Origin of the sequence: Chitinophaga sp. GbtcB8, assembly GCF_019091455.1 — a bacterium.
Lineage (GTDB): Bacteria > Bacteroidota > Bacteroidia > Chitinophagales > Chitinophagaceae > Chitinophaga.
Genome location: NZ_JAGXJN010000007.1, coordinates 112795 through 131727, shown reverse-complemented (window position 1 = coordinate 131727; position 18933 = coordinate 112795). Strand labels below are relative to the sequence as shown.

The window sequence follows — 18933 nt, the reverse complement described above, 5'->3', positions numbered from 1 at the left end:
AAAATTAAAAACGAACAGATGAAACAACACGTACTCAAACTTCTGCTCCTGTTGCTGTTATGCACGGGCGTACAGCAGCTGGCAGCGCAAACCTATACCCCGGTTGCCGTTACCGGCTTTAATAATGATATAGTAGCGGAATCGGGCACCAGCAGCCTGGCAGTAACCACCACCCCGCTGGACCTCAGCTTTTACCTTTTATATTCCGTGAATTTTGCCACCGCCAACAGCATTTCCGGCGGTATACCGGATAACGGCCTCCTTACCAACGGGAACCGCAGTTACCAGCTGGCGCCTTATGATGCGCCGAATGGGCTTTACCTTTCCGATGCAGGGCATGTGCCCAATACCACGGCATCCGGCACGTTGGCATTAACCACCCCGGCGGCTTTCAGCAAATTAAGCCTGCTGCTGTTCTCTACAGAAGGCAGCAGCGTGGTTGGGGCTACCCTGCACTTTACAGACGGCACCTGGTCAGATGCCGGAAATGTGCATGTAGACGACTGGTTTAATGGCGCTAATGCCATCGTCAGCGGGGTAGGGCGTATAGCCCGTAAAGCTGCCCCGCCTTACCTGGTAGATGGTATGAGCGGCAACAATCCCCGCTTTTACCGGTTTGATGTACCCATGGCCTGCAAGAACCAGCCCAAGCTGCTGGACTCCATCCGCCTGAATTATATATCCGGGGGCGATACCAGCTCCCGCGCAGTGATACTGGCTGTTGCCGGCGTAAGTTATGTACCGGTAAGCATAACCGCAGATATTACGCCCGCCATCTGCAACAATGCCAACGGCAGCATTGCCCTGAGCGTAACGGGCGGCACACCGCCTTTATCCTACGCATGGACCTCCTCACCGGTACAGGTAAAAGATACCGCCACCGGCCTGGCACCGGGTAATTATTCCTGCACCATCCTGGATGTTTATGGCTGCGCTACTACCTACCGGGGCACGGTGCCTAAGAAAACAGCCGCAGTGCTTACCGCCACGGCCAGTAAGGATTCCCTGTGCGCAGGCGGCAGCGCCACACTTACCGCCAGCGCCACCGGCCCGGTAAGCAATTACAGCTGGCAGCCGGGTAGTGGCAATGCCAATACGGTAACCGTATCGCCCGGTGTTACTACCAGCTACATTGTAAGCGCGGTAGATACCCTGGGTTGTACTATAGCCGATACCGTTAAGGTAACGGTAACGCCTGTTCCGGCAGCCCCGCAAGCAGGGGCTGTTACCGCCTGTGCAGACAGCACCGCCATTTTAGCGGTACAAAACGCTACCGTCCCCTATACCTACCACTGGTATACCACCGCTACCGGCGGCACTGTGGCCGGCACGGGCAACACTTTTACGGCCCCCGGCGCTGCTACGGATGCCACATATTATGTGGAGGCAGCAAACGGCAGCTGCATCAGCCCGCGTATATCCGTAGCCGTAAGCCGGCTTACACAGGTGGCTGTTCCCGTGGTAACCGCAACGCAGATCACGCCAAACAGCGTAATTTTTGTATGGCAGCCTGTTGCCGGCGCCACCGGTTACCAGGTATCGGTAAATGGAACCGCTTATGTAGCACCTGCTTCCGGCCTTGCGGGCACCACGCACCAGGTAACGGGCGTATCCTTGGCAGAAGGGGTTACCATTAACGTTATTGCCTTGGGAGGGGAAATTTGCCAGAACAGCGCACCGGGAAATACCACCGCCAAGCTGCTGAACCAGGATATTTTTATCCCCAATGCATTCACACCTAATAACGATGGACATAATGATGTTTTCCGGGCGCAGGGCAACATTATTACCGGGCAGGAAATGAAGATCTTTAACCAGTGGGGAGAGCTGATCTTCGCCACCAGTGAGCTTTCCAGGGGCTGGGACGGTACCTCCAACGGTAAGCGCCAGCCCATGGGTGTGTACGTATATGCGATACGGTTAAAGCTGGCCGATGGCAAAGAAACCGTTCGGAAAGGCACCGTAAACCTCCTTAGACCCTGATGAAAAAAGTGTTAGGATAGGCTTTATTTTTCGCTCCGTGTTAAATATTATAAAAAATATTATTATTTTGCCTGTCGGATGCTTGTAGGATGTACCTGCCTGGCAGCCAAATAGTGAGCGATGTGAAGCCTATCCTATGCCTATGAGGTTGATGCTGATGTTGTTGCAATGTATAATTGTCTTCCTGATACCAATGCTGGTACAGGGTCAGACTGCTACACCTCCAACTCAGCCGGCAACCGCCCCCTCCGCACCTCCCGTTACCAAGACCAAACATGAAACAGAATTTAAGATGCAGCGCGGCAGTTACCTGGGCTTTGGACAGGTATACCTGGGCATGGGCGAGATAGGTTTCCGCGTAGAAGTGACCAATGACAAGAAAAGCGAACCCACGCTGGAGTTCCGTATAGATAAACCTAAGGGAAAAGTGATAGGCACACTTAAAATACCGTATACAGGAGATACGACGTATGCCCTGAAGGTACCGGCCAGTGTAGGAAAACACTATGGTACGCACGACCTGTACCTGGTGGCCAAAGGGAGCGGGGAGTTCATCATCTCCTCCTTCTCATTTATACATGTTTATTAGGCAAGGATGAAAGAATGTAAAATCTAAAATGCTAAATGTAAAATGTAAAAGTTGGCGGCAGCACTCAACATCCCCTGCATTGCCCTTTTACATTTAAGATTTTACATTTGTCATTTTACATTCTTTCCTCTCATTGTTCACTGTCCCCATTAATTATCATTGTCTGGTCCATTCTTCTATAAAGCTGGCATAACTATCCCCGATCGGCAGCTCCGGGCCGGTACCTATACGCACTTTTTTATTCACAATAGCAGTGATCTTATTTACCGGCACTATATAGCTGCGGTGTATACGCCGGAACCGGTCGGCAGGCAGCTTTTCCTGCATGGCTTTCAGCGTCATCAGCGTCATTATTGGTTTGCCCTGGGTAAGGTGTATCTTAATATAATCCTGCAACCCTTCAATGTACAGGATCTCAAGTAAGGTTATTTTGATCAGCTTGTACTCTGCCCTTACAAAAATGCTTTCCTCCTGTGCAGGCAGGCCCTGTTTACGGTATTGGTGATAGTCCAGCGCCCTTTGCACTGCGCGGGAGAAACGGTCAAAGTCAATAGGCTTTAACAGGTAATCCAGCGCCTCCAGCTCAAACCCTTCCACGGCAAATTTGCGGTGCGCGGTAATAAAGATCACCACCGGTTTTTCTGCCAGGGAACGCACCAGGTCTATACCGTTAATGTCCGGCATGTTAATATCCACAAAAAGCAGGTCCACAGGATTGTTACGGAGAAATTCCGCAGCGGAGATTGCGTCGTCAAACGTTTGTACCAGCCGCAGAGCGGGGAATTTAGAGACATATTGTTGTATCAGCGCCAGGGAAAGCGGTTCATCATCTATAGCAATACATCTCATTTGCATAAAGCTTGTTTTTTCATAAAACCTGTAATGTTAGCTCACGGTATACAGGCGGTCACTGTCTGTAATATTCAGTTATACTTATTAAGTATAGATAGTCCCCCATTAAACCTGTAATGTTAGCTCAACTGTATATAGGCCGTCACTGTCTGTAATATTCAGTAAATACTTATTACGGTATAAATGGTCTAAACGTTGCCTGGTGTTTATAATTCCGATGCCGGTGCGCTCCTGTGCCGGCCGGTCGCTGAATAAAGGATTCTGGCTAAAAAAAGTAATGGTACGTACTTCTGCAAATATCCTTATAATCAGCGTAGATTCCGCATGATTGCTTAACCCGTATTTGAACACGTTCTCAATGAACGTCATTAGTATTAACGGTGCAATTTCTTTGCGGGAAAGGTCGCCGCTCACAGAAAAATCCAGCTTTGTTTTTTTACCCAGGCGCAGGCGTTGCAGGTCAATATAATCACGTATGCAATCCACCTCGCTTTCCAGTGATACAAAATTCTCCGCAGCATCATCCGTCACATACCGCATAATGTTAGACAGCTTCATGATGCTGTTGGCCGTATGTTCATTGCCGGTAAGGGCCAGCGTATAAATGTTGTTAAGGGTATTGAACAAAAAGTGCGGGATGATCTGCGCTTTCAGGAAAGAGAGTTCTGCATGCGCACGGTCGGCCTCCGCGCGCATGGCGCGTTGCTCTGTAAGCCGCCAGCGTTTGGTAAGCTCCACGGCAATGGCCAGCGTTACCACTACCAGGAACAGGAATATGCTTACCATATCCGTATGCCCGCCATTGCCTCCCGGCCCTCTGCCGCCTGGCCCCCCGCCGTCCCCTGGTGGTGGAAACCCATTGCCACCCGGCGGCGGCATACCATATGGCCCTCCCGGCGGCGGCTTCAAAGCTCCCTGGTTAAAACCATGCTGCGCCCCATGCCCCAGCAGCCGGTCAAAAGGCTGCAGGTAATACACCAGCACCAGCGCCGCCAGCAAAATACCAAAATAGGCCAGCCACTTTTTCTGAAAGAACAGCTGCGGTATCAGGTAGGTAGTGTTACAGTAGAACAGCATCATGTACACCAGCACAAACAGCCAGTAGGGGCGGGAAAGCAGCAGCTCCCACCAGTTGGCATCCGAATGGGGCTGCCCGTTTATAAAAAGTAAAGGCAGGCTCAGGAAAATGAGCCAGCCTGTTATATGGGTAATAATGATGGACACATTGCTACGGAACATATATAAAGGAACGAATAGTAAATGTACGAAATAGGGGATGTACCGTTGAGCAGGGCAAAAGCACCGATGAATAAACGGACACAGCCTCCTGCTAATCAGGTATTTTTACGCTTTATTATTTCAAAAAAAAACCTCACCTTGCAACAGATAACTGTTCCTTTGAGCGGATAAGACACCACTACCCCAAACATCAGCACGGAAATATTTAAGGTACCCCAAATAACTTTCACTAAAACAGTGAACATATGTCCCCCATTAATCCCAAGAGCTACATCGGGAAAAAACCACCGTTCCGCAAACTACGCGGTTATGCTTTTGATCCCAGCTTATCATTAAAATTAGATACCGTAGCCATTAATAATATCGTATACAAAGTGGCCTGGGAAACCCTGGAACCCGGTCCTGTAGGTGAATACGTGGAAGTGATAGACTTTGACCCCACCGTAGGTAAGTTCTACCGCGCCGTAGACCTGGATGATGATTACATACTGGCGCAGGACGGCCTGGATCCCAGCGAAAGCGATCCGCAGTTCCACCAGCAAATGGTATATGCAGTAGCCATGACCACCATCAAAAACTTTGAAAGGGCGCTGGGCCGCAAGGTCCTCTGGGAATCGCGCCGCGGCCTGAATGTAGCCGTAGAGGATGAATATGTACAGCGCCTGCGCATTTACCCCCATGCCATGCGCGAGGCCAATGCCTATTACAGCCCGGTAAAAAAATCGCTGCTGTTCGGTTACTTTGCATCCACCCCGGCAGATGAAACGCTGCACATGCCCAACTCTGTTGTATTTACAGCCCTGAGCCATGATATTATTGCGCACGAAATTACCCACGCCATCCTGGATGGGGTGCATAATTTTTATAACGAGGCTACCAACCCCGATGTGCTGGCCTTTCATGAAGCCTTTGCAGATATTGTAGCCCTGTTCCAGCACTTTAGCTTCCCGGATGTGCTGAAACATCAGATCTGTAAAACCCGGGGCGACCTGGGCGCACAGAACCTCTTAGGCCAGCTGGCCCAGGAATTTGGTACTGCCGTAGGCGATTATGGCAGCCTGCGCGATGCCATTGGCGAGGTAGATGAGGAAACCAAACAATGGAGGCCTAAAGAGCCTAACCCGGAAGACTACCGCACAGAAATGGAGCCCCACGCACGCGGCAGCATACTGGTAGCCGCCGTGTTTGAAGCTTTCCTGAGCATTTACAAAAGCCGTATTGCCGACCTGCTGCGCATTGCCTCCAATGGTACCGGCATCCTGCGCCAGGGCGATATTCCACCGGACCTGGTGGACCGACTGGCCAATGAAGCCGCCAAAGCAGCCGGCCATGTGCTCACCATGTGCATACGCGCTATTGACTATTGCCCGCCCATTGATATCACGTTTGGCGATTACCTGCGCGCCATCATCACAGCAGATATGGATATTGTGGCCGATGATAACCGCGACTACCGCCTGGCTTTTATTGATGCCTTCCGCCGCCGGGGCATTTACCCCGATGGTATTAAAACACTGAGCGTGGAAAGCCTGCGTTTTCCCCTGCAGAACATTGGTTACATGGCCGATAAGCATGGCACTATGATGAAGAAGCATGATGAGAAAAATGATCATAGCCTGAACGATACCACCAAAGAGCTGCTGGCCATAGTGAACGGCTTTTTACGGGATTATGGGGATGAGATCAAGTATGTGAACGACCGCAGGAAGATCTATTATAAAACACGCGAGTACATTACCGGTTTGTATGAGGAAGGCCGCCCGCATATACCCGGCCTGCACCGGCGGCTGAATGAAAAGTTTGCAGAATCGGCCGACTTTGCACGGCTCACCGGCCTGGCCTTCGTGGATAACTTTGCCGACCTGGGCCTGCGCCAGTCCAGCCAGTACCCGGGCGCCTCTTTCCAGATCTTAAAACTAAGGCTGGTAACACGCGTAGGCCCCAATGGCACGCAGGTCAATAATGTGATCTTTTCCCTTACCCAGCGCAGCGGCGTAATATATAAAGATGGAGAAATAACCGGGTACTTCAGGCCCAATGCCAGCGCACTGGCCAACACCACGGAAAGCGGGGATCCTATTCCTGAAGGTGGTTTTGAGTTCCGCGGCGGCTGCACCCTCATCTTTGACCTGGATACCCAGGAGCTGAAGTATGCCATCTCCAAACCGATCGTTGACCTTCACAGCCTGGATGCAGGACAGATACCTGCGCTGAACCTGAAAAGGATCCGGGCGCAGTACATGTACCAGAACGGCGAAGCAGATTTTTGCATTAATGATTATTTCCAGTTCTTCGGCAACGGTTTCCACCATATGACAGAGCCTTTTGCATTTCTTCACCAGCATTAACTGAAACCCCATGACCACCCAAATAAAAAAAGTCCCTAAAAAAGTAACCGCCCGCACCAAACGCAGCCCCGGCGCAACGCTTACCGGTAAGCTGGACCGCGTCTCCATCCGCATGTACTGCCTGGGTACCGGTGATTGTTTTGTGATCAAGTTCTTTAGCCGCAAAACCACCCGCTTTACCATGATGATAGATTGCGGCAGCTGCAGAGGCACTCCCGCAGAATTTAAACCTTACCTGCAGGAGCTGCTGGAGTATGTAAACCATTCTGTAGACCTGCTGGTGATAACGCATGAGCACAATGACCATGTAGCTGGTTTTGCAAAAGACCCTGCCATTTTCCGGGAGCTGGAAATTAAAGAAGCCTGGTTTGCCTGGACAGAGAATCCTAAAGACCCCAACGGCCACGCACAGGAGCTGTTAACCAAACGCACCAAAATGCGCGCTGCCTTGCAAAACGCCATCACGGCCTTTAAAGACCGCCATGAGAATATGAAGATAGGCGCCGGGGGAGATGAGGATAACAGCGAGTTTAACCGCATTATGCTGGATAACAGCACAGCCTTTATTAATGGGCTGGATACCCTGGCCACCATTAACCTGGACGGAGAAGAGGATACCGGCGGCAAACCCCTGCCCGGTATGCGCATCATCAAAGAAATACTGGCGGAAAAAAAGGTAAAGATCCGTTACCTGAACCCCGGCGATATTGTGAGCCTGCCCAATGCCCCTGGTATAAAGTTCAATATACTGGGGCCCCCCACTAACCGCGACTTTATTTTTAAAGATGGTAAAGGCGGGAAAGATGTTTTCCAGAAGAACCTTACATTAAATGACAGCGCCCTGTCTGTTAACGCGTTTCTTTCCCTTAATAATACAGAGCGCAATGATGTGCCTTTCATCAGCGATTACATTGCCTCAGATGAAGCGCCGGAAGCCATTTATAATGCTTCCGGGAACCAGTGGCGCAAGATCAACGACGACTGGCTTTCCAGCGCAGGCTCACTGGCCCTGCGGCTCAATAGCCATATCAATAATACCAGCCTGGCTATGGCCATTGAGTTTGAAAAAACCGGCAAGGTATTACTATTCCCCGGTGATGCGGAGTATGGCAGCTGGGAAAGCTGGCACCAGATCAGGAAATGGGACAAGAAGGGGAAAGATGGCAAACATCTTACGGAATGTTTGCTGAACCGTACTGTGTTCTACAAGGTAGGGCATCACCTCAGCTACAACGGCACTGCACTGGAAAAAGGCATCCTCATGATGGAAAGCGAGGAGCTGGCTGCCATGGCCACGCTGGACCGCCACCGCATTGCAGAAAAGTGGAAAACCACTATGCCAAACAAGCTGCTGCTGCAGGAGCTTATTAAACGCTGCCAGGGCAAGCTGTTCGTGATGGATGAATTCCAGTTCACCAATCGCCCCTCTCACCAGCTGGACCCGCATACGCTGGGTAAAAAGGTGTATGAGGAAGGGCTGGCGGAAGATGAATCCACCATCCTGTATAAACAGTATACTATCACTAATCTTTAGGCAGGGGCCATACATTGTTGTCCGTATCGGCATCCATAAAAATGCCACCGTCCAGCACCAGGGATTGGATCTTCTTTTTAGTGGATATGCGTACCTGCGTTTCCTTTTGGCTGGCCTCCCATACCAGCGGCGTTTGGTGCAGGGTTTCCGTGCTGCCATCGGTATAGGTAATGTTCACATCAAAAGGTGTGGCCATACCGCCAATATTCTTAATGTGCAGCGTGTAACCCTGTGCGTTAGCCGCCAGCTGTTTTACAGCCAGATCTATATAATAATTGGAGAAGAACCAGTTAGCCCAGAACCAGTTCAGGTTTTTGCCGGATACATTGTTGAACGTGTTAAAAAGGTCCCATGGCAGGGGATGTTTGCCATGCCAGCGCTCCATAAAGGCATGCAGGCATTTTTTAAACAGGTCATCGCCCAGCATATCCTTCATGGCAAGGTAACCAAGAGAGGGCTTGCCGTATTCATTATTGCCTAAGCCTGCACCACCCAATATATCACCGGGCGTAATGATGGGCAGGTCCTGTTCTGAGCTGGCATCATGGATCCAGTTATCAACGCGGAACTGTTTGTACAGTGCTTCTGCTTTTTCCACGCCCTGGTCCTCACGCCCTATCAGCAGCTCAAAGGTAGTGGCCCAGCCTTCATCCATAAAACCATAGCGGGTTTCATTAATGCCCATATAAAAAGGCATATAGGTATGTGCAATCTCATGCTCTGCTACAAACTTGGTAAAAGCAGTGTCGTTGGTAGCGCCGTCGTTGGCCATCATGGGGTATTCCATATCCGCATAACCCTGGAACACGGTCATCTTTTCATATGGGTAAGGTATGCCCGGCCATTTGCGTGATAACCAGCTGAGCGCATGCTGTTCAAAAGATACCATGTGATGAAAATCAGCCGCTGTATCATTATACATGGCCTGCACGCTGGCGCGGCGTTTGGTAGTTTCGTCCACCACCACGCTGGCAGCATCCCACACAAAATGATCGCTGATGCCAAAGGCCATATCCGGTATGTTGGTGGCCTTGAACTGCCAGCTGTTCATCTCGTTCTGAGTAGTTACGTTCTTCGCCTGCAGGTCCTGCAGGGTAGCAATATGTATCACCTCATCAGATGTTTGGGACGCCTGCAGCTTTTGTGCAAAGGCAGGCTGCAGCAGCTTTTCCGGCTGCTGTAAGGTGCCGGTGCCGCCTACAATATAGTTTTTGGGCACATTGATGGTAACGGTATAATCATTAAAGTCGTTGTAAAATTCAAGAGCATCGTTAAAGGTCATCTGGTCCCAGCCGTTATAATCATCGTACACGGCTACACGCGGATAAAAGTAAGCCAGGAAATAAGTGGTGGAATCTATCATACCTTCCCGGTTGCTTACCTTGGATACCTGGTAATGCCAGTCGAATGTAAGTTTTACGGAATCATGCGGCAGCAGGGGCTCCTGCAGCCGTATGGGCTGCCAGGTAAAGAAGGCATTGCTTTCCCTCCACCTGCGGGCCTGCCCGTTCACACTAAAGCCATCTATCTTCACGCCCTCTGTAAGGTAATCAGCAGGAACGCCGCCCAGGCGGGGCGCGCCGGGTTTATGAATGTTCAGCAGCAGCTTTATCACCATATGCTCCAGCGTGTCAGGGCTGTTGTTCACATACGTGATCTCTTCCTTGCCCCGTATGGTACGGTCGGGCGGAAGGGCTGTAACGTTGATATTATAACGGGCATGGTTTTGCCAATAGTTCTTACCAGGCTGCCCATCCATAGTGCGGGTGCCTTTTTTAAAAGCCTGTGTAATATCCCGGGGCATATAAAGGCTTTGGGCATTCACATAAAAAGAGCCGGCAACGGCCAGCATCAACAATAGCGTGTAACGGAACATGAACGATTTGCTTTGAGTAATTAACAGCAATGAAGATATAAATAATTTGCATCGGCCCAATGCCTATCTGGATGACCGGTGCAGGAAACGGTTAAACCGTAAAACACGGAAACTTCACCGCCATTCCAGGGCTTTTTACCGGCAGAACGCAGGTTTTCGCCTTTTTATCATATGGCGGCATTGCAGGTAATGTATGTTTGCAGCGTTATCTGCCACACCAAAATCCTTTTTTAATGAACCATCAATCACATACGCCCATCCTTGAGGTAAGCGGCCTGCATGTGTACTACGGTAACTTTCACGCTGTAAATGATGTATCCTTTACGGTGAATGCCGGTGAGATCTTTGGTTTCCTGGGCCCTAACGGCGCCGGTAAAACCAGTACGCTCAGCGCTGTGGAAGGCCTGCTGAAACCCCGCTCCGGCAATATTTCCGTAGCAGGGTTTGATATTCACAAACAGCCTTTACATGCCCGCGCTAACATGGGCGTACAGCTGCAGGCCACCAGCTTTCAGCCGGAGCTTACCATTTCAGAGATCATTGGCCTGTATGCCGGTATTTACGGCGCTGCCATCAATCATGAGCAGATCCTTTCCATTCTGCGGGATATTAAGCTGGAAGATGCTGCGGGCAAGCGTTTCGGGCAGCTCTCCGGTGGCCAGCAGCAGCGCGTATCACTGGTAATAGCCACCATTCACGATCCGCACCTGGTATTGCTGGATGAGCCAACCACGGGCCTGGATCCGCAATCGCGCCGGCAGTTATGGGAACGTATGGAAGCCATCCGTGAAAAAGGACATGGCGTATTACTCACTACACACTCCATGGAAGAGGCAGAAGCTGTGTGCGACCGTATAGCCATCATTGACCATGGCAGGGTAGTAGCCATTGATACACCGGAGGCATTGGTAGACCATTACCGCCACGACCCGGAAGTGATCAGCGTTTCCCGCAAAGGAAAGATCACACTGGAAGATGTTTTTATTGGTCTTACCGGCCGCGCCATCCGTTCATAATCTTTAACTATTACGAGCTATGAGAAATAACATTCCTGCAACATCTACTGTTTTAAATGCATTGCTCCGCGCCGATTTTACCACGCAATGGCGCAACCGCCGCTCCGTTGTGCTGGTGTTCCTGGTGCCATTGATCATACTGATGTCCTGGAAAGGATTGGTAGATAAATTAGGCGGCGCCTTTGTATTATCCATCTGTATCACCATTGGCCTTACCGCCATTGGCTTAATGGGCTACACCAATTCCATTGCCCGCGACCGCGATAAAGGTATTTTCCAGCGCCTGCGTGTAGCGCCCCTTTCCACCTGGACCATTATGGTAAGCCGCTTAACCGTGCAGATAGTAATGATCCTGGCGCTTATCATTGCCGTATTTATTGTAGGTTTTTATGTAGATAAAATATCTCTGACCCCGGCAGGTTATGTGTTCGGATTTACCATGGGATTAGTAGGCAGCGCCGTGTACCTGGGTTTGGGGCAGATGATAGCCGGCCTTATTAAGAACCCGGAAACTGTAAGCGCTACCACCCGTTTGGTATACTTTGCCTTTATTATGATCGGTATGTTTGGCGAGCTGGGCATGCTGGGTACAGAAGTACAAGCTATTGTAAGATGGTCCCCTTTTGGCAGTGTAAAACGAATAGTGTCTGATAGCCTGCAGCCGGCGCACTGGACCATACAAAGTACGCAGGCCCTGCTGGCAACCATCGGATACGCCTTTGTGTTCTCCTTACTGGGTATTAAATGGTTCCGCTGGAACACGAAATAAAATTGCTGAACTAACTGGGAAATTCAGCTTTCACTACTATCTTTGCGGCAGCTTGAAACAAGTTGCCGCAATATTGTTACTGATAGGCGTACTAAGCCAAACCTTCAGCAAAATGCTGATAGTGGCGGAGTATGAGCTGAACAGGGACTACATTGCCAAAAACCTTTGCGTGAACCGCAACAAGCCTAAAATGCATTGTAATGGTAAATGCCATATGATGCGTAAGATGAAGCAGGAAGAAAAAAGCGAGCAGGAAAACCCCGAGCGCCGTGCAGAGAATAAGCTGGAGATCATTTGCGCTGCTTTTAGTCCCGCACATCTGAACCACTCTTTGATTGTTAGTACTATACAATATCCCAATTTGCAGGTAAATACCTGTACTGTGTTTGTTGCCGCCCCTTTCCATCCACCACAGGCTTAAAGCATAAAGCTGAAAGCAGAAGGCACAAAGCTTAATACTACGCACTGCATACTTAACGATGAAGGCTTAATGCCTGATATTGTTTGGCCATGCACCGTTAACTGTTGATTATTGCTGCATTTGATGATATGCCCTGCATCCGGCTTTTACCGGCTGTTAGTGCGTGCCGTTAACTTTAGTCTTTAGTGCTATGCACTTAGCTTTTCGTCTTCTGCTTTCCGCTTTCCACATCCGCGGCATTAAGCTTTATGCTTTATGCTTTATGCCTTCTGCTTTGAGCTTTAAGCTTTTCCTCACCCGAACTTATTGTAATGAAAAAGGGATTATTGTCTATTATACTAATGTGCATAGTAGTGATGGCTATTGCACAGGATACTACTAACATAAAAGAGCTGCAGCAGGTGATTGTAACTGCCAGCCGCACGCAGCAAAAAAGGAGCGATGCGCCTATTGCCATCAGCACCATTAGTACTAAAACCATACAGGATACAAAGGCCAACCGCTTAGACCAGCTGCTGAATAAAGTAAGCGGAGTATTTATGGTAAGTCTTTCCAATGAGCAGCATGAAATGAGCATCCGCCAGCCCATGACCACTAAAAGCCTGTTCCTGTACCTGGAAGATGGGATTCCCATCCGCACTACCGGCTTATACAACCATAATGCACTGCTGGAAATGAATATGGCCGCCGCCAAACAGATTGAGATTATCCGCGGGCCGGCATCATCCTTATACGGTGCAGAAGCTGTAGGCGGTGCCGTAAATATTATTACGCTTACGCCGCCACCCGTAAACACGGGAATGGTGAGTTTGCAGGCTAATAACAACGGTTACAAACGGGTAGATCTGCAGGCCGGCGGCACCTATGGTAAATGGGGCCTGGTAGTAAGCGGTTACTACGCCAACCGCCACGACGGGCCGGTGGACTACAGCGACTTTCACAAAACAGCCCTTACCTTCCGGGCCGATTATAAAGCCAGCGATAAAACCACCTGGAGCAACAGCATTACCTTTATTGACTACTACAGCGATATGACCGGCTCCCTGGACAGCGCCCATTTTGCGCAAAAGAATTATACCACGCCATACTCCTTTACCTACCGTAAAACCACGGCCTTACGCATCCGCAGCGGTATTACCCAGCAATGGAACGATAACAGCCAAACGCAGGTAACCGCTATGTTCCGGGATAATTCCGTAAAGCAGAACCCATCCTATTACATTACTAATAACCGCACAAATGTTTTGCTGGCCAACGGGCAGCTGAACAACAGCTCCTTTAACAGCTACCTACTGGTAGCGCAGCACCAGCAGCAATTCAAATGGCTGGGCAGTAAAGTGATCGGCGGCATCAGCGCAGACCTGAGCCCCAGCACCTACATAGCCCGTTACATACAAATTAACCGGGATGGTAAGGGTAATTACACCAATTACCAGCAAACAGATTCTACGCTCAGCAACTACAACACCGGCATCAGCAACCTGGCATCTTATATACATTATGAAATGAGTCCGCTGCGTGGATTAAAGCTGGTAGCTGCTTTGCGCTATGACTTTTACCACTTTGATTTTGATAATCATTTGCCCGCATCCGCCTCCACCGGCGCGCCATCTACCAAACAGGACTTTACCCGTTTTACACCCAAAGCAGGTTTTACCTACAACTACAAAGGCATTGGCATATATGCCAACTACAGCCAGGGATATGTGCCGCCACAGGTATCTGAGCTGTTTAACAGTGTAAAGGTGCCTTACCTGCAGCCGCAAACTTTTTTCAACTATGAAGCAGGAGGGTGGTTCTCTTTATTGGAGCACAAGCTGTATGCAGACTGGAGTCTGTACCTCATGAATGGCACCAACGAGATTATTTCCGTACGTGAAGATGATGGTACTTTCCAGAACCGGAATGCCGGCAAAACCCGCCACCGGGGCGTGGAGTATGGCATTACGTACCGCCCCTCCCGGCAATGGATGTTCCGGGTAAGCGCCACTAATGCCAAACATACCTTTACAGATTACGTGGAAAAAGGCGCAGATGTGAGCGGCAATGAAATGAGCGCCGCCCCGCATTTTATCAGCAATGCAGAAGTGATGTACCATCCTGCTTTCATTAAAGGTTTTCGTATAGGCATGGAATGGCAGCACCTGGGTAAGTACTGGATGGATAATGCCAATACGCAATCCTACAGCGGTTTCGACCTGGTGAACCTGCGCACCGGTTATACGGTAGGCCGCTGCGAAGTATGGGTGAATGCCCTGAACCTGTTTAATAAGTATTACTCCACCTTTGCCAGTAAGTCGGCTTACGGTTACAGCTACAACCTGGGCGATCCACGGGAGTGGAATGTAGGTATGGCTTTCAGGATGGGTAAAAAATAAGATGTCATGAAGAAGAATATATACAAGCTGCATCGTACACTATCGCTTATCATAGCGCTGCCGGTGCTGTTATGGGCCATTAGTGGTTTCATGCACCCGTTAATGACCAATATCCGCCCGCAGATAGCTACGCAGGTATTGCCGGCACACACCATTGATAGCGCACATATACAAACCACGCTCACGGCTGCCTTGCAAAAACACCATATTGACAGCATCAGCAGCTTTCGCCTGGTGCATATTGATACTACCTGGTTTTACCAGGTGCAGGCGCCTGGCAAAACAGAGCCCTTATATTTCAGCACCATCAACGGCAAGATCCTCACTGCGGGCGACTGGCTCTATGCACAGTACCTGGCCCGCCAGTTCCTGGAAGGCCCGGATAAAACAGACAGCGCTGCTGCCCCGCCACCCCCAACGGCAGCAGGCAGCACCGCCCACGACTGTTGCGATGCCGCTACCTCCTGCGTATTAAACAACGTAAAAGGCGCTAAAGTGCATGACGCTTCCATGCTCACCGCCTTCGATCCTGAATACAAGGAGATCAACCGTTTACTGCCGGTGTACAAAGTATCCTTTGAACGGATGGATGGTATCCGCATCTACGTGGAAACTACCCGCGACCGCTTTGCCTTTGCCATGGATAACCGCCGCGCCGTATTTGACCGCATTTTCCGCTACCTGCATACCTGGGACTGGCTGAACCTCTTAGGCAAAGCCAAACACTTTGTGCTGGCCTGTATTGCAGCAATGGCATTCATTACCTCCATCCTGGGCCTCTACATTTTCTTTACCACAAAAAGTAAAAGCTCAAACGGCAACAGCCTGGTAAAAGCCCGGCGTTATCACCGCTACACCGCCGTAATAGCATCCCTCTTTACCCTTATGTGGACCTTCAGCGGCAGCTATTACGCTTTCAGCAAGCTGCAAACAGATACCCGCGACCGCTATTTTGTAACCGGCCATTTTGCAGCCACGGATGTAACCATTCCCTTTGGTATATTAGCGCAGGCTGTAAAAGCTCCTGTTAATAATGTAAGCATGGTACACCTGCAGAATGGTAATTACTGGCAGGTATATACGAAAAACGGTATTCAATATGTAGCAGCAGGCACGGGTGTGGTATTGCCACACGGCGATGCGCAGTATGCACAATACCTGGCTACGCAGTTCAGCAACAACCCTGCAGCAGCTATCACTGATACATCCTACGTTACCCAATTCAACGACGAATACAACTTTGCCGACAAACGCCTGCCCGTATGGAAAGTAGGTTATAACAGCCGTCATCATGAGCGGTATTATATAGAAACCTCCACCGGCAGGCTCTCCGTACGTGTTGATGACCTGGAGCTGCCGCAGGGTTATTCCTTTGCGCTCTTTCACAAACACCACTTCATGGATTGGGGCGGCAAGGCCATGCGCGATTTCAGCACTATGTTCTGGGTGCTGATGCAGGTGATCATGGTGGTTGTAGGTTTAACGTTATACGTAGTGTGGAAGCTGAGAACGCGGAAAGGGCGAAAGGTAGGTGTTGCGTAGATTCATCAGGCTGTTAGGTCCATAGTTCCAACTCCGGTCTGTGCCCGCCTGTGATGAAGTCTATGGGGCTTTATCAAGCGTACATACCTGGGTGCTTTATCAGGGCTTCACCGTGCGTGTCACGCCGGCCAAGGTCCATAGTTTGGAACTATGGACCTTGGTATTACTGCGTGGTAGTGTAATGTTTCAGGGGTGTAGTTGTGGTGTGCGCAGTTAAACGTTTATGCTCAAAAAGAGGGCTTTTAAAGCTGCCGTTATGCTATCGTTAGTTTATTTGTTATCCAACCATCACTTGAATTGAGGCACCCCCGCTCGTAGTAGTATTGTGATGATGGTATTTCGCGGGCAGGTCCGGGCGGAGGCCCTTGGCCGGTGTGATACGCTTGATGAAGCCTAATAGCACAAATACACTGATACGATAATTTCCGGTTTAATAGAGAACTAAACAGGCGGGCACCAGGCCGTAGCCGGACCTGCAAGAAATATTCTCATGTAATGTTTTATTAAAAAAGGCGTGTAAACAACCGCCTTAACACAATCGCCAATAATCTACGCCGGCCCTGTATAATGCAGCTTCACCAGCTGCGCAATCGCGTTCCGCGATGCTCCCGCATCCGGCTCTTTATCTTCTATTTTCTCCACCTGCTCTGCAAGCGTTTCATCATTTACACTGTTACGCATCCAGGCAGAGTAATCATGCCGTTGCAGGTGAAAGAGCCAGGTATCATCATCCACACCTTCCGCAATTTCTACAAAGCGCAGCAGGTTGCTGGCTTTGAGCTGCAGTTTTGCTTCCGGCCCGGTGAAGATGAAGCTGTCCGGTCCCATATCGCCGATAGCATATTTACGTTTATGCCGCTGTAGTATTTTTTGAGGAACTAAGGTGCGTATCAGGAAAGGTGCTTCCCCGGAGGGGCGGTGCCATACCAGGGCTTCGCCCTTTTGCAGGTCCGCAATGGGTATTTCCGGAAGGGCTGCTTTAATGCAGCTGGCGTAATGATGAATGGTTTCATGCGGCGCTTGCCCCACCGCCATAATGGTGGTAGCCTGGTCCAGCAGTGACTGATGTAACAGCTCCGGCCGTGTAGTAATGGCAATATAGTTAGTAAAGGCATGCAGCGGGGTAAAGAAGTGCGGGTTAGCTTCAGCAGGCGCCAGGTGATGCGCTTCATCCAGCAGTATCCAGTGCGGGCGGCCCTTGTGCTGGCGCAGGTCTAAAACAGCCGCCAGCAGCTGTTGCAGGAAAGCGGGCTTCTCTTCCATAGATAAAGCCAGTGTGCAAACTATCACGCTTTGATGCGGCCTTTCCAGCAGCTGCATCAGCGGCTCCAGGGCAGGTGGCTGCGCCACATCGCCAATGGTTACCGTTCCCTGCAGCTCCAGGTAATCGCCTTCCGGGTCTATCATAATGAACTGGTAGCCGCGTTGTAGCAATATCTCCATAAACGCGGCGGTGAATGTGGTTTTTCCACCCCCGCTGCTACCGGCAAGAATAATGTTGCTGCCATAGGGGCTCACCAGGAAGGGCGCATTATCATAGCGGTCGCCAAGCGGCAGGTAGTGCCTTTTCAGCATAAGGTCCAGCGTCAGCAGGTCGTCTTCCCGCATGCGGGCAGCCAGCTGCATAACCCCTTCACCATGGTCGGCCGGTGTTATCCAGTCGCTGATCTTTTGCAGGGTAGGCAGCGCATTGGCCACACTTACCGCGCATTCAGCTACCTGCAGCATAGCGCTGTCATTTTCGGCATCACCTACGGCCACTACGTTATGCATGGAAAATCCCATGGCATCTAAGGCTGCATTGAGGCCTTTGGATTTGTTGATGCCTGGGGGTAATACCATTACGGCGCCTTTGTTAAAGATGATCTGCCGTTCTATGCCAAATTGTTTGATCACTTCCAGCACAGTATCCTGGTGCGGTTCCCAGGTAGCAACTATTATGCGGCCTGCGGAAAGGGGCTGCACACCGCGTTTACGCAGTTCGGCAACAAAAGCTTCGGGCGGTGCGTCGCCCAGGGTGGTTTCTTCCAATGTAGCGGGATTATATATTAAGGCGCCATTTTCTGCTACAATACGGTCAAATACCGCATGTGCGGGGAATAAGGCCTTCAGCTCATCCAGCTCGCGGCCGGTTACCAGCAGCAGGCTGCGGCCACTGGCCTTCAGCGCTTTCAATGCTTCTACTACTTCATCGGTAACGCCGCCGTGGTGAGCCAGCGTACCATCATAATCGGATGCCAGAACATAGTATCTCATAACAGCTTAAGAGCAGTAATTATGCCACTGGATAAGCTAAATGTGGGGAGTAAAGGGGCAGTTCTTAAATATTTGTAAAAATCAGCATAAATTGGATGACCGGCTCATTAGAATGTTATGAATATCCCTA

At 50.2% G+C, this 18933-nt stretch carries 13 protein-coding genes; 9 read left to right on the top strand and 4 right to left on the bottom strand.

Annotated elements, in window-relative coordinates; translation table 11 throughout:
- Positions 1-18 precede the first annotated feature (18 nt).
- The gene (locus KVT36_RS09620; protein WP_217603284.1) at positions 19-1983 is read left to right on the top strand and encodes a gliding motility-associated C-terminal domain-containing protein; all 1965 of its coding nucleotides are present in this window, start codon (positions 19-21) and stop codon (positions 1981-1983) included.
- A 193-nt stretch (positions 1984-2176) separates the two neighbouring features.
- Positions 2177-2572, top strand: a complete 396-nt coding sequence (locus KVT36_RS09615; RefSeq protein WP_217603283.1) for a carbohydrate-binding protein — start codon at positions 2177-2179, stop codon at positions 2570-2572.
- Positions 2573-2728: 156 nt separating this feature from the next.
- Here the strand turns inward: KVT36_RS09615 and KVT36_RS09610 are convergent, their stop codons facing one another.
- Positions 2729-3427 carry a LytTR family DNA-binding domain-containing protein gene (locus KVT36_RS09610; protein ID WP_217603282.1) on the bottom strand — a complete coding sequence of 233 codons (699 nt, stop codon included), beginning with the start codon at positions 3425-3427 and terminating at the stop codon, positions 2729-2731.
- A 102-nt stretch (positions 3428-3529) separates the two neighbouring features.
- Entirely contained in the window at positions 3530-4663 is a 1134-nt protein-coding gene (locus KVT36_RS09605) for a sensor histidine kinase (protein ID WP_217603281.1), read from the bottom strand.
- 245 nt (positions 4664-4908) lie between these two features.
- Between KVT36_RS09605 and KVT36_RS09600 the strand changes: the two genes are divergently transcribed.
- The gene (locus tag KVT36_RS09600; protein ID WP_217603280.1) at positions 4909-7011 is read left to right on the top strand and encodes a hypothetical protein; all 2103 of its coding nucleotides are present in this window, start codon (positions 4909-4911) and stop codon (positions 7009-7011) included.
- Between the two features lie 10 nt (positions 7012-7021).
- A complete protein-coding gene (locus KVT36_RS09595) occupies positions 7022-8545 on the top strand; it encodes an MBL fold metallo-hydrolase (RefSeq protein WP_217603279.1) in 1524 nt (507 codons plus the stop codon).
- Here the strand turns inward: KVT36_RS09595 and KVT36_RS09590 are convergent.
- Positions 8535-10421, bottom strand: coding sequence for a M1 family metallopeptidase (locus KVT36_RS09590; RefSeq protein ID WP_217603278.1), 1887 nt, complete (start codon positions 10419-10421; stop codon positions 8535-8537). The genes KVT36_RS09595 and KVT36_RS09590 overlap by 11 nt on opposite strands.
- Positions 10422-10654: 233 nt before the next feature.
- On the opposite strand from KVT36_RS09590, the gene KVT36_RS09585 reads away from it, so the two are divergent.
- From KVT36_RS09585 to KVT36_RS09565, 5 genes are all read left to right on the top strand, one after another.
- A complete protein-coding gene (locus KVT36_RS09585) occupies positions 10655-11437 on the top strand; it encodes an ABC transporter ATP-binding protein (protein WP_217603277.1) in 783 nt (260 codons plus the stop codon).
- Between the two features lie 19 nt (positions 11438-11456).
- Positions 11457-12206, top strand: a complete 750-nt coding sequence (locus KVT36_RS09580; RefSeq protein ID WP_217603276.1) for an ABC transporter permease — start codon at positions 11457-11459, stop codon at positions 12204-12206.
- 52 nt (positions 12207-12258) lie between these two features.
- Positions 12259-12627 carry a hypothetical protein gene (locus tag KVT36_RS09575; protein WP_217603275.1) on the top strand — a complete coding sequence of 123 codons (369 nt, stop codon included), beginning with the start codon at positions 12259-12261 and terminating at the stop codon, positions 12625-12627.
- Between the two features lie 311 nt (positions 12628-12938).
- Entirely contained in the window at positions 12939-15005 is a 2067-nt protein-coding gene (locus KVT36_RS09570) for a TonB-dependent receptor (protein ID WP_217603274.1), read from the top strand.
- A 6-nt stretch (positions 15006-15011) separates the two neighbouring features.
- Complete coding sequence (locus KVT36_RS09565) at positions 15012-16547, top strand: PepSY-associated TM helix domain-containing protein (RefSeq protein ID WP_217603273.1); 1536 nt, start codon at positions 15012-15014, stop codon at positions 16545-16547.
- A gap of 549 nt (positions 16548-17096) precedes the next feature.
- Here KVT36_RS09565 and KVT36_RS09560 read toward each other — a convergent pair.
- Positions 17097-18803 carry an HAD-IIB family hydrolase gene (locus tag KVT36_RS09560; RefSeq protein ID WP_217603272.1) on the bottom strand — a complete coding sequence of 569 codons (1707 nt, stop codon included), beginning with the start codon at positions 18801-18803 and terminating at the stop codon, positions 17097-17099.
- Positions 18804-18933: the final 130 nt, after the last annotated feature.